The sequence below is a fragment of the Bradyrhizobium sp. CIR18 genome, from assembly GCF_014198295.1.
Taxonomy (GTDB): Bacteria; Pseudomonadota; Alphaproteobacteria; order Rhizobiales; family Xanthobacteraceae; genus Bradyrhizobium.
Window position 1 is genome coordinate 282,327 of record NZ_JACIHF010000009.1, and the last position, 13,714, is coordinate 296,040.

A 13,714-nucleotide genomic window follows, 5' to 3' on the forward strand; every position below is an offset into this window, starting at 1 on the left:
ACGCTCGCCGCTGCAAGGAAACAACTCGCAACGGCGAGAGCAATTATCAGGCCACCCGCTTGATGGCATCACCAAGGATCGACACGATGTCGTCGATGTGGCTCTTCTCGACGATGAGCGGGGGCGACAGCGCGAAGGAGTCGCCGCTCATGCGGAAGTATAGCCCGCGATTGAAGCAGTCGACCATGACGTCGTAGCCACGCGCGCCGACCGCACCCTCACGCGGCGACAGCTCGACCGCGCCCATCAGCCCGCAATTGCGGATGTCGATGACGTTGGGCAGGCCCTTCAGCGAATGCAGCGCATCGCGCCAATATTCTGCAATCGAGGCACCGCGCGTGAGCAGACCTTCGTCCTTGTAGATGTCGAGCGTCGCGATGCCCGCGGCGCAGGCGGTCGGATGTGCAGAATAGGTGTAGCCGTGGAACAGCTCCATGACGTTTTCCGGGCCGATCATCATGGCGTCATGCACCTTGCGATGCGCGAACACCGCGCCGCACGGAATGGTGCCGTTGGTGATGCCCTTGGCGGTGGTCATCATATCAGGCGTGACGCCGAAGAAGTTGGCGGCGAACGGCGTGCCGAGGCGGCCGAAGCCGGTGATGACCTCGTCGAAGATCAGGAGGATGCCGTGCTTGTCGCAGATCTCGCGCAGGCGCTGCAGGTAGCCCTTCGGCGGCGGCAGCACCGCGGTCGAACCGGGGACCGGCTCGACGATGACGGCAGCGATCGTCTCGGCGCCGTGCAGAGCCACCAGACGCTCGAGATCGTCGGCGAGCTCGGCGCCATGCTCCGGCTGGTCCTTGGCGAAGGCGTTGCGGGTGAGATCATGGGTATGGCGGATGTGGTCGACGCCCGGCAGCAGGGTGGCGAAGGCGCGGCGGTTGGCGACCATGCCGCCGACCGAGGTGCCGCCGAAGCCGACGCCGTGATAGCCGCGCTCACGGCCGATCAGGCGGGTGCGGCTCGCCTGGCCGTTGGCGCGGTGATAGGCGAGCGCGATCTTCAGCGCGGTATCGACCGATTCGGAGCCGGAATTGGTGAAGAAGATCCGGTCGAGGCCCTTCGGCGCGATCTCGGCGAGGCGCTCGGCGAAGTCGAAGGCCAGCGGATGGCCCATCTGGAACGACGGCGCGAAGTCCAGCGTCATCAACTGGCGCTCGACCGCAGCCGCGATCTGCTTGCGGCCGTGGCCGGCATTGACGCACCACAGGCCGGCGGAGCCGTCGATCACCTTGCGGCCGTCGACGGTGGTGTAGTGCATGCCCTCGGCCGAGGAGAACAGGCGCGGCGCCTTCTTGAACTGCCGATTGGCCGTGAACGGCATCCAGAACGAGTCGGTCTTGATAGTGTTCGGAATCTGATGAAGGGTCACGGCCGCGCTCCTTTGCTGACCCTCTAGCAGAGCCACGGCTTCAAAAGCGCAACAAGTCCTTTTCTGGTGACCTGCAAGCCATTGATTTGTCTGGGGCCGCCGGTCCATATTTGCGCGATCCGCAACACCTGCAACACAGGACTTGGCTATGAGCGTCGACATCGGTGGACGGCTGCGATTCATCCGGGCGCGCCACAAGCTGTCGCAGCGCGAACTGGCCAAGCGCGCCGGGGTCACCAATTCGACGATTTCGCTGATCGAATCCAACCAGATGAACCCCTCGGTCGGCGCCCTCAAGCGCATCCTCGACGGCATCCCGATGGGGCTCGCCGAGTTCTTCGCGCTGGAGCCGGAGTCCAGGCGCAAGATCTTCTACCGCGCCGAGGAGCTGACCGAAGTCGGCAAGAAGCCGATCTCCTATCGGCAGATCGGCGACAATCTGTTCGGCCGCAGCCTGCAGATCCTGAAAGAGCGCTACGAGCCCGGCAGCGACACCGGGCGCGTCCACCTCGTCCATGACGGCGAGGAAGGCGGCATCGTGATCTCGGGCAAGCTCGAAGTCACCGTCGAAGACGAGCGGCGCATCCTCAACCCGGGCGATGCCTATTATTTCGAGAGCCGCCGCCCGCACCGCTTCCGCTGCGTCGGCGGCAAACCGTGCGAGGTGATCTCGGCCTGCACGCCGCCGACGTTCTGAATCGCGAACAGTCACATCCGGAAGGTTCCGGGCGGCCACCGGTATCTTACGGTGGTTGAGCCATCTCAATTTCCGCGCGCCGGACCGCTATATATTACGAACCGTAGCCGAGCAGCCTGGCTTAGAGGTGCTGAGGTTATGGCCCCGGACTCCTGGGTACTCCGGGGCCGCTTCGTAACAAGGGCTCGCCATGAAGACCACTCTTGCAAATGCGGAAGCCGCGCTCGACGAGGTCCTGCGTGACACCGATAAGCTGCACTCGCGCGAGCTGCGCAAGACCATCGCGAAATACATCGAAGTGCAGAAAGAGCAGATCAAGGCTCTCCGCAGGATGATGAACTGATCGTCCGCCGCAGAGCGAGCGGGCCTCGCCCGTCTGCCGCCTCAACGCTGCGTCAGCAACTCCTCAATCCGGATCGGGAATTTGCGGACGCGGACGCCGGTCGCATGCCAGACCGCGTTCGCGACCGCGCCGGCACTGCCGGTGATGCCGATCTCACCGACGCCCTTGATGCCGAGCGCATTGACGTGCGGGTCGTGCTCCTCGACCGTGATCACGTCGAGCGGCGGCACGTCGGCATTCACGGGAACGTGGTACTCGCCGAGATTGGCGTTCATGATCCGCCCGCTGCGCCGGTCGGTGACGGCCTCCTCGTGCAGAGCAAAGGAGAGGCCCCAGATCATGCCGCCGAACAGCTGGCTTTGCACCATACGCGGGTTGACGATGCGCCCGGCGGCAAAGGCGCCGACCATGCGGGTGACACGGACCTGACCGAGTTCGGGATCGACCTTCACTTCCGCGAACACCGCGCCATGGGCATGCATGGCATATTCCTCCATCGCCGCAGGGTTCGGCGCACCGGTGCCGTGCGCCTCGACCTCGGCGACGCCGGCGCGCGCGAGGATCTCGGCATAGCTCTCGCCGCGGCTCTCGTCATCGCGCCGGATCAGTCTGCCGTCACGCGCGATCACGCCGGCATTGCCGGCGCCGAACAGCGGCGAGCGCTCGTCATTGGTGGCGAGATCGGCGAGCTTTGCGATCACGGCCGCGCCCGCGCTGTGGATCGCCGCACCCGCGGTTGCGGTGTGCGCGGAGCCGCCGGCGATGCCGGCATCGGGCAGGTCCGATGTCCCCGCCTTGAACGTGACGCGGTCGACATCGAGGCCGACGGCGTCGGCCGCGATCTGCGCCAGTGCCGTCCAGGCGCCCTGCCCCATGTCGTGCGCGCCGATCTCCATCACGCCCGAGCCGTCGCGGCGGATCGCCGCGCGTGCTTCGGCCTGGAACATCAGCGCCGGGAAAGTCGCCGTGCCCATGCCCCAGCCGACCAGCAGGCCGGCATCGTCGCGCATCTGACGCGGCTGCAGCGGACGCTTCGCCCAGCCGAAGCGCGCCGCGCCCTGATCGTAGCAGGCCCGCAGCGCCTTTGACGAGAACGGTTTTCCCGTGATCGGCTCGACCTCGGCATAGTTCTTCAGGCGGAAGGAAAGCGGATCGATGCCGCAGGCCCAGGCCATTTCGTCGATCGCGCTCTCCAGCGCAATCGAGCCGGTCGCCTCACCGGGTGCGCGCATGAACAGCGGCGTGCCGGTGTTGACGCGCACGGCGTCATGCGAGGTGCGGATGGCAGATGCCGCATAGAGCGTGTGCGAGGCATCGGCCGCGGGCTCGTAAAAATCGTCGAACGTGCTCGATACGGTCCGCGCATGGTGATCGAGCGCGGTGAGGCGCCCCTCTCCGTCGGCACCGATGCGCAGGCGCTGGCGCGTCGGCGCGCGATGGCCGACCGGGCCGTACATCTGTTCACGGCGCAGCACCAGCTTGACCGGCTTGCCGACCAGCTTCGCCGCCATGATGCCGAGGACCGGCGGGCCGCCCATGAGCCCCTTCGAACCGAAGCCGCCACCGAGGAACGGGCTGCGGATGTGGATCTTGTCGTGCGCAATGCCGAACAGCTCGGCGATGCGCGCGAGCGACAGCTTCAGGCCCTGGGTCGGCATGTCCACGGACAGCTTGTCGCCATCCCAGTGAGCCACGACCGCATGCGGCTCCATCGCGTTGTGATATTGCGGCGGCGTCTCGTAGGTCGCGTCGATCTGCGTCTCGGCCGAGGCAAGGCCCGCCTCGACATCGCCGCGGTGATTTTCGGTGGGGTTGCCGACGCCGACGACGGGCGGCACAAAACTCTCGCCGGCATCGAGACCGATGAGCGCAGGCAGCGTCTCATAGCGCGGCGCCAGCAGCGCGGCACCTTCCGTCGCGGCTTCAAGCGTCTCGGCGATCACGACTGCGATCGGTTGATTGGTGTAGCGGACCTCGTTGCTCTGCAAAGCCTCCATCCGAAACACGAAGGGATTGGTCTTGATCTCGGGGTCGATGGCGAGGGGTGGCTTGTGGTCGGACGTCATGACATCGACGACGCCGGGATGGCGCTTGGCGGCGGCGACATCGAGCGACGCCACACGTCCGCGCGCGATGCTGGAGGTTGCGATCACCGCAAACAGCATGCCGGGCGGATGATTATCGGCAGCATAGGTCGCCTGCCCCGTGACCTTGAGGACGCCGTCACGGCGGGTCAGCGGCTGGCCGATATTCGAGCCGTGGCGCAGATGGGCAGGCGCGCTGGTGAGGTTGAGCTCAGGCATGGATGGCTCCTGATGTCGAGGCAAAGGGAGAGGCCGGCAGTGCGGGCAGGCGCGCGGGCGTACCGGCGGCAGCGAGGGTCAGCGCGCGCACGACGATGCGGCGTGCGAGCTCGATCTTGAAGGTGTTGTCGCCGGACGGCTTTGCGTCGGTGAGCGCACGCCAGGCGGCTTCCTGGAAGGCATCGGCCGTGGGCGCGACGCCCTTGAGAACGTCCTCCGCAGCGCGGGCCCGCCAGGGCTTTGCGGCGACACCGCCGAGCGCAAGCCGCGCTTCGGCGATCCTGCCGTTCTCGATCCGCAACGCTGCAGCGGCCGAGACCACCGCGAAGGCGTAGGAGGTTCGCTCGCGGACCTTGAGGTAGCGCGCATGCGGGGCAAATTCGCGCGCAGCCGGCGGCAGGCGCACTGCAACGATAAGATCGCCCGGCTCGAGCGCGGACTCGCGCTCGGGCGTATCGCCGGGCAGGCGATGCAGCTCGTCGAGCGCGATCTCGCGCCGGCCCGCCCGCCCCTCGATCTCGACGACCGCACCGAGCGCGACCAGCGGCACGCAGAAATCGGAGGGATGCGTGGCGATGCAGCTCTCGCTCCAGCCGAGCACCGCGTGGGTGCGGTTCTCACCTTCACGCGCATCGCAACCGCTGCCGGCCTCGCGCTTGTTGCAGCGGCTGGCAGTGTCGTAGAAATACGCGCAGCGCGTCCGTTGCAGCAGATTGCCGCCGACGGTCGCGGCATTGCGCAACTGCGCGGATGCCCCGGAGAGAAGGGCTTCGGCGACGGCGGGATAGGACCTTGCAAAGTCCGCATCATGCGCGAGATCGGCGTTGCTGACGAGCGCACCGATGCGCAAGGACCCATCGGCGAGGCGCTCGATGCCGTCGAGCCCATCGAGATGCGAGACGTCGACGAGACGATCCGGACGGCTGACGCCGCCCTTCATCAGATCGAGCAGATTGGTGCCAGCGGCGAGATAGACCGCGCCCGGCTGGGCAGCGGCGGCAACCGCTTCAGTGACGGTGGCAGGCCTGACGTAATCGAACGGTTTCATGCGGAGCGCCTCTGATCGCTTTCGTCCATCTGTCCTTGCGCATCGAGCACCGCATCGACGATGCCGGCATAGGCGCCGCAGCGGCACAGATTGCCGCTCATGCATTCGCGGATGCGTTCGGGATCGTTGCCGGCCTGGCCTTCGCGCATCATGCCGATCGCGCTCATGACCTGACCCGGCGTGCAGAAGCCACACTGAAATCCGTCATGGGCGATGAAGGCGGCCTGCACGGGGTGCAGCTGGTCGCCGCGCGCAATGCCTTCGATGGTGAGGATGTCGGCGCCGTCATGACTGATCGCGAGCGCGAGGCACGAGTTGATGCGCTTGCCGTCGACCAGAACAGTGCAGGCGCCGCACTGGCCGCGGTCGCATCCCTTCTTGGTTCCGGTGAGATCGAGGCGCTCACGCAGGAGATCGAGCAGCGTGACGCGTGGATCGTCGAGGACGAAGTCGCGCCGCGCACCGTTCACGGTGAGGCTGATGGAGTGGTTCATACAAGGCTCCGATCAGATTTGGACATGAGTGATCGCGCAGCGCGCCACCGCCGTGGCCGCCGTCGATCCAAATTGACCGGGCAGAAGCCGGCCAACATCGAGGCGAAGATACGGAGGCTCCCTCCGCTTAACAAGGGCCAGTGGAAAAATATTGGAATTGGTCAAAACCCCGTGCGCCTCCAACGCGATGCAGCCCGGCAAGGGTTCAACGAGGGTTCAATCTAACCAATTCGTGATCTACATTGCCTGATATGGACGACCACACCGACCAGACCCGGAAGCCCCGCGCCGATGCCGTGCGCAATCGCGAGCGCGTGCTCGAAGCCGCCAAGGCCGTGTTCAACGCGGGCGGCCCGGAGGCGAGCCTGGAGGCCGTGGCCAAGCGCGCCGGCGTCGGCATCGGCACGCTCTATCGGCATTTCCCAACGCGCGAGGATCTGTTCGAAGCCGTATACCGGCGCGAGGTCGGGCAGCTCAGCGAGCTTGCCGAGCACCTGCGAACCGCAAAGGATCCGGTCGAAGCGCTGCGGCGCTGGCTGCGGTCCGCCGTCGAATTCGTTGCCACCAAGAAAGGCATGTCGGCCGCACTGGCGCTGGCGTATCAGAGCTCGTCGGAACTTGCCGTTTTCTCCATGGAGCGGCTGACCAAGGCGATCGGCTCGCTGCTCGCGCGCGCGGTCGCAGCCGGCCAGATGCGCGCCGATATCAGCCCGGAGGACCTGCTGCGGGCGTTTTTCGGGATGTGCTACATGCACGATCAGCCGGGATGGCAAGCCTCGGTGCTGCGCCTGCTCGACGTGTTCGTCGACGGATTGCGGGTGCAATCCGCTGCCAAGGCCAAGGCGCGCGCGGCCAGGCCAGCCAAGCCCGCGGTGAAACGGAAGCGATAGCGCGCCCGTATTTCCCTGAGGTCATGCTAGGATCAGCATTGCCGGGATTTCAACGCGGAGCCTGTCATGCGCATTGCCGCCTTGCTGGTCGCTCTCAGTATTGCCTTCAATCCCAACTCAGCACGCGCCGACGATGTCGCGACGGCGCAGGGCGTGATCCGGGCCCAGGAGCAGGCCTTCGCCCGCGACGATGCGAGCGCGGCCTATTCCTTTGCCGCGCCGGCGATCAAGGAGATCTTTCCCGCGCCGGACATCTTCATGGCCATGGTGCAAAGCGGCTACGCGCCGGTCTACCGGCACAAGAGTTTCGAGTTCGGCGAGAGCAAGATCGAGGGCGGTTGGATTGCGCAGCGCGTCCACATCGTCGATGCCAATGGCGAGGCCTGGGAGGCCCTGTACACGCTCGAGCAGCAGGCGGACGGCAGTTACAAGATCACCGGCTGCTCGCTGATGAAGGCGGGACAGGCGGTTTAGGTTGCAAAGCCCGGTCCGGTCCTGACCGACTTCATCCGCGAGCGGATCAACAGCAACACGACGATGCCGATATTGAGCGCGTTCCACGCCACGCCGTTGGCGAACGCCGCGGCGTAGGAGCCGGTGGCATCGAAGATGATGCCCGACACCCAGCCGCCGAAGGACATGCCGAACACCGAGGCGAAGATCACGATGCCGACGCGCGTTGCCGCCTCGCTCGCCGGCATCGCCTCGCGCACGATGATGGCATAGCTCGGCACGATGCCGCCCTGGAACAGGCCGAACATCGCGGAGATGAGATACAGCGAGGCGAGGCTGTCGAAGAACAGATAGAACACCAGCGCGAAGCCCTGCGCCACCGATCCAACCAGCAGTGTGCGGATGCCGCCGATCTTGTCGGCAAGGAAGCCCGAGCCGATCCGGCTGACGATGCCGCAGGCCATCATCAGCGACAGCATCTCGGCGCCCCGCGCCACGCCATAGCCGAGATCGCCGCAATAGGCGACGATATGCACCTGCGGCATCGCCATGGCGACGCAGCAGGAGATGCTGGCGATCGAGAGCAGCACCGTCAGCGTGTTGGTCGAGAGCTTGAGATCGACGCGCGGCGGCGGCGCATTGGCGTGATCGTGGACCTTGTCGTCGCCCATCTGCGCACGCAACACCAGCACCAGCATCGTCATCAGGCTGACGCAGACGATGCCGATGCCGATATGGGTGTGGCGCCAGCCAACCTCCTGCATGCCCCAGTTCACGATCGGCGGCCACATCGTGCCGGCGAAGTAATTGCCGCTGGCGACGATGGTCACGGCAAGGCCGCGATAACGCTCGAACCAGTGCGAGGCCTCCGCCATCAGCGGCGCGAAGGTCGCCGACGTTCCGAGGCCGATCAGGAAATACGCCGCCACGAACTGCCAGAGATGCGCAGACAGCCCCGCGAGCACATTGGCAACGCCGAGGAAGGCGATGCTGATCGCCATCGCGGGCACGATGCCGAACCGGTCGGTGATCTTGCCGGCGATCACGCCGCCAAGCCCGAAACCGAACATCATCAGCGTGAAGGCGAGCGACACCGCGCCGCGTGTGGCACCGAATTCCGCTTGCACCACGGGAATCACGACCACGACCGCCCACATACCGACGGCGCCGATCGAGCCGATCACAAGCGCAATGAGCAGCCGCATCCAGGCCTGACGGGAATCAGGGCTGAATGAATCAGAGCTCTGTCCTGGATGATTGGGCGCGTGCACGCGCGGAACATGTTCGCGGATCGCCTTGCGGTCAAGCATCGTGGCGCGATATTGGGCATGCGCGGTGCACTGCGGTAATAAGTTCTTGGCGAACGCGCGTTTTGCGATTAGTTTGCAATCTGCGTGAGCAAATCGCCGCGCGGAACACATGTCGGCGGAATGTTGCTGCGTTTGACACGAGCGATGCGGATCAGGGTGGGGCGGATCATCGCCCTCGCCTATCTGTTCTGCGTGCTCGCGCCGGCCGCAAGCCTCGCCTTGGGCAGCGGCCCGGCGCCGTGCCTTGATGAGGCCCTGCTGGCAGATCCCGCACCAGTCCATCATCAGATGGGGGCGGGTCATGCGCACGACGGCGCATCGCACGACCACGCGGGGGTGCACGCGCATCACCAAGCCAAGCAGGACGCGCCGGCTCAGCATGACCATGGCGGCAAGAGAACAGTCGGCCCCTGCTGTGCGATGATGTGCGTCAGCGCGTTGCCGGCCGATTTGCCGGTCGTCGCGACGCCGGTCCAGCCAATGTCCACCTGTGCGGCCGAGATCGTGGCCAGCCTGCACAGCGCGGCGCCGCCCCTGCACTACCGTCCTCCCATCGCCTGATCTGACACGACGATTTCGGGCCGTTGCGCGCTTTTGCGCGCGCGGACCTGTGGTCTTTCAGATCAGGGATGAATCATGCTTACGCTTTCCGGGGCGAAGTTCGCCGCCGCATCCGCGGTGGGTGGACGACTCTTTCGATTCTATTGGCCGTTGCTGGCCGCACTTGCGCTGGCGCTGTCCGGCTGCATGTCGGCAACGACGCAAGTCGCCGGCGCCGATCCCGCCAATCCCTCGGCGAAGGTCGCGCCCGTCGGCTATCGGTCGACCGTTGCGCCCTACACCAGCCTGCGGCCTGCAGCGCCGGCGCCGTGGCGCGATCGCAACGACGCCGTCGCGCCGCGGCCGAAGCAAGACCGGTAGGAGCGCGCCATGACCCATCAATTCGCGCCAAGCCTGCTCGTTCTCGCCGCGCTCGGCCTTGTCGCACCCGGACTTGCCGGCTGCGCCGCGTTCTCGCCCGACAGCGGCATGAGCGCGGTCTCCGAGCTGACGAGCCAGGCCATCAACAAGGATGTCGCCTTCGTTCGCACGCCCGAGGGAGCGGGCGCGGTTGACGCGCGCGTTCGCCAGTTATTGTCGCGGGCGCTGAGCGTGGAGGCCGCCGTTCAGATCGCACTGCTCAACAACAAGGGATTGCAAGCCGCCTATAACGAGCTGGCGCTGGCCGAGACCGATCTGGTCGAGCAGAGCCTGCCGCCCAATCCCGTGTTCTCGATCTCGCGGATCTCGGGCAGCGGCGCCAGCGAGATCGAGCGCCAGGTGGTCGGCGACATTCTTGCGCTCGCCACCCTGCCGTTCCGCTCCGACATTGCCCGCGACCGATTCCGCCAGGCGCAGCTGCGCGCGGCGCTGGCGACCTTGCGGCTCGCCGCCGACGTCCGCGGCACCTACGTGCGCGCTGTCGCCGGCAACGAGATGGTGGCGCTGCTGACGGATGCGAAGGCGACGGCGGAATCGACCGCACAGCTTGCGGTCAAGCTCGGCGAGACCGGCTCGCTCAACAAGCTCGGCCAGGCCCGCGAGCAGGTGTTCTATGCCGAGACCACCGCCGACCTCGCCACCGCGCGCCAGGCGGCGACGAGCGCGCGCGAAAGGCTCGCGCGGCTGATGGGATTGTGGGACGGCGGCCTCGACTTCCGTCTGCCCAATCAATTGCCGCCGCTGCCGCGCCGGCCGCAGGCACTGCCCTCGATCGAGGCCGATGCGGTAGCCCATCGCATCGATCTGCAGATCGCCCGGCTGGAGCTGACGGCGCTGGCGAAGTCGCTGAACCTCACCGAGGCGACCCGCTTCGTGACGCTGCTCGATCTCGCCGGCATCTCCCGCCGCACCCGGGATCCCGAAGGCGCGCCGTTCCGCGAACGCGGCTTCGACGTCCAGTTCCAGATCCCGATCTTCGACGGCGGCGAGGTGCGGATGCGACAGGCGGCAGAGATCTACAATCTCGCCTTCAACCGCCTGACCGAGCGCGCCGTGAACGTTCGCTCGGAGGCGCGCGATGCGTATCGGACTTACCGATCCACTTACGACATCGCCAGCCACTACCAGCGCGAGATCATCCCCTTGCGCAAGATCATCACCGAGGAGATGCAGCTCCGCTTCTCCAGCATGCAGGTCGACATCTTTGCGCTGCTCACCGAAGCACGACAGCGTCTGGCCTCGCTGCGCGGCGCGATCGATGCCCGGCAACGATTCTTCCTCGCCCAATCCGACCTGCAGACCGCCGTCAATGGCGGCGGCGCGCCTGCTGCGGGCGGCGACACTTCAACCACCATCGTCGCGGCAGCGCCTGCCGACGGCGGCCACTGAGATGGAGGCCGGCATGTTTTCCCGCAGAGGATTCTTGGGCACCGCCGCGCTCGTCGGCGCATCCGCGGTGCAAGGCCGCGTGCAGGCGGCATCGATCCCGGAAGCTGCGCACATGGACAAAGTGGTGATGCAGCCGCCGCTGCATCCCGTCAGCGGACCGGACTATCGCCCCGTCGTGACGCTGAACGGCTGGTCGCTGCCGTTTCGCATGAACGGCGACTGGAAGGAATTCCATCTCGTCGCCGAGCCCGTGGTGCGCGAATTCGCCGAGGGCATGAAGGTGAATCTGTGGGGCTACAACGGCCAGTCGCCGGGCCCGACGATCGAGGCGGTCGAGGGCGACAAGGTCCGGATCTTCGTCACCAACAGACTGCCCGAATACACCACCGTGCACTGGCACGGCATGATCATTCCGAGCGGCATGGACGGTGTCGGCGGGCTGACCCAGCCGCACATCCAGCCGGGAAAGACCTTCGTCTACGAATTCGAGATGAGGAAGAGCGGGACCTTCATGTACCACCCGCATTCCGACGAGATGGTGCAGATGGCGATGGGCATGATGGGGATGGTCGTCGTGCATCCGCGCGATCCGAACTTCCGACCCGTCGACCGCGACTTCGTGTTCGTGATGAGCACCTATCGCGTCGATCCCGGCACCTATCTGCCGCTGGTCAACGAGATGACCGACTTCAACATGTGGACCTGGAATGCGCGGGTGTTTCCCGGCATCGACCCGCTGCCGGTGCGGCTCGGCGACAAGGCGCGCGTGCGCATCGGCAATCTCAGCATGACCAACCATCCGATCCATCTGCACGGCCACGCCTTCGCGGTGACCTGCACCGACGGCGGCTGGGTTCCGGAGAGCGCGCAATATCCGGAGACGACGACGGACGTGCCGGTTGGCGCCGTTCGCGTGTTCGACGTGCTCGCCGACAATCCCGGCGATTGGGCGTTCCATTGCCACAAGTCGCATCACACCATGAATGCGATGGGGCACGAGGTGCGCAATCTGATTGGCGTGTCGCGCAAGGACCTCGCCAAGGCCGTCGGCAAGCTCGCGCCCGACAGCATGGCGATGGGCTCGACCGGCATGGCGATGGGCAACATGGAGATGCCCGCGCCCGACAACACGCTGCCGATGATGACCGGCACTGGACAGTTCGGCCCGATCGAGATGGGCGGCATGTTCACCGTGATGAAGATCCGCGAGGACCTTGCGCGCGACGATTATCGCGATCCCGGACCGTACAAGTTTCCGCAAGGCACCGTCGCCTACGAGGTCTCAGCGCCGTCCGCAGAGCCAGCACGGCAGCAGGGCAAGCCGACGCACAAGATGAAGATGTGAGCGTTCGATGAACCACCAACTGGAGATGACGATGAAGACGATCAAACTTGGCCTCGCGCTGGCGGCGCTTTTGACCGCGCCGGTCCTTGCTCACGACAAGCACGGGCATGGGACCTTTTCGGCCGGCGAGCCCGGCGATCCCAACAAGCCCGCGCGCACCATCGAGATCCTGCTGAACGAGATGGACTACGCGCCTGCCAAAATCGAGGTCAAGCGCGGCGAACAGGTCCGCTTCGTGCTGCGCAATGTCGGCAAGGAGGACCACGAATTCCTGCTCGCCACCACCAAGGAGAATCTCGCGCATGCCGTCGAGATGAAAAAGCATCCGCACATGGAGCACGACGATCCCAACGGCGTCAGACTCGCACCGAACAAGACGGCCGAGATCCTCTGGAAGTTCAGCAAGCCCGGCACGTTCGAATATTCGTGCCTCATTCCCGACCACCGCGACTACGGCATGGTCGGCCACGTCACCGTCAAGTAACGCGAAGGGAGTCTGCCATGAACCGCATCATTCGTATTGCCGCAGCGCTGACGCTGACTGTCGGCCTTACCACTGCCGCCCTCGCGGCTGGGGCCGCCTCGATCAGCGGCGAGGTCAAAAAGATCGACGAGGGCGCCGGCAAGATCACGCTCAAGCACGGGCCGGCGAAGAGCCTCGGCATGGAGGACCCCATGACCATGGTCTACCGCGTCAAGGACCCCGCGATGCTCAAGCAGGTGAAGGTCGGCGACAAGGTCACCTTCGAGGCCGAGGAGGCGGCCTCGGGGTATACGGTGACCAAGATGGACAAGGCGAAGTAGAGCCTTCGACTCGACTGTCACTCCGGGGCGCGCCGCTTGGCGCGAACCCGGAATCTCGAGATTCCGGGTTCGATGCTTCGCATCGCCCCGGAATGACGGCCTTGGGGCCCCGAAACACCCCCTCCCCGCCCCTCTTCCCGCCCCCGCGTTAACCCTTTGCTAACCATACACCGGGCAAAAATTGCCGGGTGAAGTCGAGTGTCGTCAGCCGCGTAGAACGGGAGCTCCCGTGGACGCCAGTGCGGTGCCTCACTTTCGGAACGGCGGCCCTTCGGCCGCCGC

15 protein-coding genes are annotated in these 13,714 nt (G+C 65.9%); 10 read left to right on the forward strand and 5 right to left on the reverse strand.

All coding sequences use genetic code 11. The annotated features are described in order from the left end of the window. Positions 1–46: 46 nt before the first annotated feature. Positions 47–1,375 (reverse strand): aspartate aminotransferase family protein, encoded by a 1,329-nt coding sequence (locus tag GGD65_RS26520; protein ID WP_183237115.1) that lies wholly within the window; start codon positions 1,373–1,375, stop codon positions 47–49. 148 nt (positions 1,376–1,523) lie between these two features. Here GGD65_RS26520 and GGD65_RS26525 point away from each other — a divergent pair, with 148 nt between their 5' ends. Continuing rightward, positions 1,524–2,072, forward strand: a complete 549-nt coding sequence (locus tag GGD65_RS26525; RefSeq protein ID WP_008561958.1) for a cupin domain-containing protein — start codon at positions 1,524–1,526, stop codon at positions 2,070–2,072. A 190-nt stretch (positions 2,073–2,262) separates the two neighbouring features. Beyond that, positions 2,263–2,415, forward strand: a complete 153-nt coding sequence (locus GGD65_RS26530) for a hypothetical protein (protein WP_018316943.1) — start codon at positions 2,263–2,265, stop codon at positions 2,413–2,415. 41 nt (positions 2,416–2,456) lie between these two features. Here the strand turns inward: GGD65_RS26530 and GGD65_RS26535 are convergent, their stop codons facing one another. From GGD65_RS26535 to GGD65_RS26545, 3 genes are read right to left on the reverse strand one after another with little or no spacing between them, the layout of a single operon-like run. Further along, positions 2,457–4,718, reverse strand: coding sequence for a xanthine dehydrogenase family protein molybdopterin-binding subunit (locus tag GGD65_RS26535; RefSeq protein ID WP_183237116.1), 2,262 nt, complete (start codon positions 4,716–4,718; stop codon positions 2,457–2,459). Beyond that, positions 4,711–5,766 (reverse strand): xanthine dehydrogenase family protein subunit M, encoded by a 1,056-nt coding sequence (locus GGD65_RS26540; RefSeq protein ID WP_183237117.1) that lies wholly within the window; start codon positions 5,764–5,766, stop codon positions 4,711–4,713. The genes GGD65_RS26535 and GGD65_RS26540 overlap by 8 nt, the downstream gene beginning before the upstream one ends. Continuing rightward, complete coding sequence (locus GGD65_RS26545; RefSeq protein WP_183237118.1) at positions 5,763–6,260, reverse strand: (2Fe-2S)-binding protein; 498 nt, start codon at positions 6,258–6,260, stop codon at positions 5,763–5,765. Before GGD65_RS26545 ends, GGD65_RS26540 begins: the two co-directional genes overlap by 4 nt. 251 nt (positions 6,261–6,511) lie before the next feature. On the opposite strand from GGD65_RS26545, the gene GGD65_RS26550 reads away from it, so the two are divergent. Further along, a complete protein-coding gene (locus GGD65_RS26550; protein ID WP_018316939.1) occupies positions 6,512–7,150 on the forward strand; it encodes a TetR/AcrR family transcriptional regulator in 639 nt (212 codons plus the stop codon). Between the two features lie 66 nt (positions 7,151–7,216). Then, positions 7,217–7,624 (forward strand): DUF4864 domain-containing protein, encoded by a 408-nt coding sequence (locus GGD65_RS26555; protein ID WP_179734716.1) that lies wholly within the window; start codon positions 7,217–7,219, stop codon positions 7,622–7,624. On the opposite strand, the gene GGD65_RS26560 is transcribed toward GGD65_RS26555, so the two are convergent. After that, positions 7,621–8,808, reverse strand: coding sequence for an MFS transporter (locus GGD65_RS26560; protein ID WP_177236995.1), 1,188 nt, complete (start codon positions 8,806–8,808; stop codon positions 7,621–7,623). The genes GGD65_RS26555 and GGD65_RS26560 overlap by 4 nt on opposite strands. Positions 8,809–9,033: 225 nt before the next feature. On the opposite strand from GGD65_RS26560, the gene GGD65_RS26565 reads away from it, so the two are divergent. The 6 genes from GGD65_RS26565 (at position 9,034) to GGD65_RS26590 (ending at position 13,432) form a co-directional block, all read left to right on the forward strand. Then, a complete protein-coding gene (locus tag GGD65_RS26565; protein WP_183237119.1) occupies positions 9,034–9,474 on the forward strand; it encodes a hypothetical protein in 441 nt (146 codons plus the stop codon). A gap of 75 nt (positions 9,475–9,549) precedes the next feature. Next, entirely contained in the window at positions 9,550–9,834 is a 285-nt protein-coding gene (locus GGD65_RS26570; RefSeq protein ID WP_183237120.1) for a hypothetical protein, read from the forward strand. A 9-nt stretch (positions 9,835–9,843) separates the two neighbouring features. Beyond that, a complete protein-coding gene (locus GGD65_RS26575; RefSeq protein WP_183237121.1) occupies positions 9,844–11,283 on the forward strand; it encodes a TolC family protein in 1,440 nt (479 codons plus the stop codon). A gap of 13 nt (positions 11,284–11,296) precedes the next feature. Next, complete coding sequence (locus GGD65_RS26580) at positions 11,297–12,628, forward strand: multicopper oxidase family protein (protein ID WP_183237122.1); 1,332 nt, start codon at positions 11,297–11,299, stop codon at positions 12,626–12,628. Positions 12,629–12,659: 31 nt separating this feature from the next. Beyond that, on the forward strand, positions 12,660–13,112 hold the full coding sequence (locus GGD65_RS26585; protein WP_183237123.1) for a plastocyanin/azurin family copper-binding protein: 453 nt from the start codon (positions 12,660–12,662) through the stop codon (positions 13,110–13,112). Between the two features lie 17 nt (positions 13,113–13,129). After that, entirely contained in the window at positions 13,130–13,432 is a 303-nt protein-coding gene (locus GGD65_RS26590; protein WP_183237124.1) for a copper-binding protein, read from the forward strand. Positions 13,433–13,714 lie beyond the last annotated feature (282 nt).

What these genes read in the sequence shown, in the direction of transcription:
- GGD65_RS26560 (WP_177236995.1), bottom strand. Translation starts at nt 8,808, where the DNA reads ATGCGGCTGCTCATTGCGCTTGTGATCGGCTCGATCGGCGCCGTCGGT.
- GGD65_RS26525 (WP_008561958.1), top strand. Translation starts at nt 1,524, where the DNA reads ATGAGCGTCGACATCGGTGGACGGCTGCGATTCATCCGGGCGCGCCAC.
- GGD65_RS26590 (WP_183237124.1), top strand. Translation starts at nt 13,130, where the DNA reads ATGAACCGCATCATTCGTATTGCCGCAGCGCTGACGCTGACTGTCGGC.
- GGD65_RS26555 (WP_179734716.1), top strand. Translation starts at nt 7,217, where the DNA reads ATGCGCATTGCCGCCTTGCTGGTCGCTCTCAGTATTGCCTTCAATCCC.
- GGD65_RS26545 (WP_183237118.1), bottom strand. Translation starts at nt 6,260, where the DNA reads ATGAACCACTCCATCAGCCTCACCGTGAACGGTGCGCGGCGCGACTTC.
- GGD65_RS26580 (WP_183237122.1), top strand. Translation starts at nt 11,297, where the DNA reads ATGTTTTCCCGCAGAGGATTCTTGGGCACCGCCGCGCTCGTCGGCGCA.
- GGD65_RS26585 (WP_183237123.1), top strand. Translation starts at nt 12,660, where the DNA reads ATGAAGACGATCAAACTTGGCCTCGCGCTGGCGGCGCTTTTGACCGCG.
- GGD65_RS26575 (WP_183237121.1), top strand. Translation starts at nt 9,844, where the DNA reads ATGACCCATCAATTCGCGCCAAGCCTGCTCGTTCTCGCCGCGCTCGGC.
- GGD65_RS26565 (WP_183237119.1), top strand. Translation starts at nt 9,034, where the DNA reads ATGTTGCTGCGTTTGACACGAGCGATGCGGATCAGGGTGGGGCGGATC.
- GGD65_RS26550 (WP_018316939.1), top strand. Translation starts at nt 6,512, where the DNA reads ATGGACGACCACACCGACCAGACCCGGAAGCCCCGCGCCGATGCCGTG.
- GGD65_RS26570 (WP_183237120.1), top strand. Translation starts at nt 9,550, where the DNA reads ATGCTTACGCTTTCCGGGGCGAAGTTCGCCGCCGCATCCGCGGTGGGT.
- GGD65_RS26535 (WP_183237116.1), bottom strand. Translation starts at nt 4,718, where the DNA reads ATGCCTGAGCTCAACCTCACCAGCGCGCCTGCCCATCTGCGCCACGGC.
- GGD65_RS26530 (WP_018316943.1), top strand. Translation starts at nt 2,263, where the DNA reads ATGAAGACCACTCTTGCAAATGCGGAAGCCGCGCTCGACGAGGTCCTG.
- GGD65_RS26540 (WP_183237117.1), bottom strand. Translation starts at nt 5,766, where the DNA reads ATGAAACCGTTCGATTACGTCAGGCCTGCCACCGTCACTGAAGCGGTT.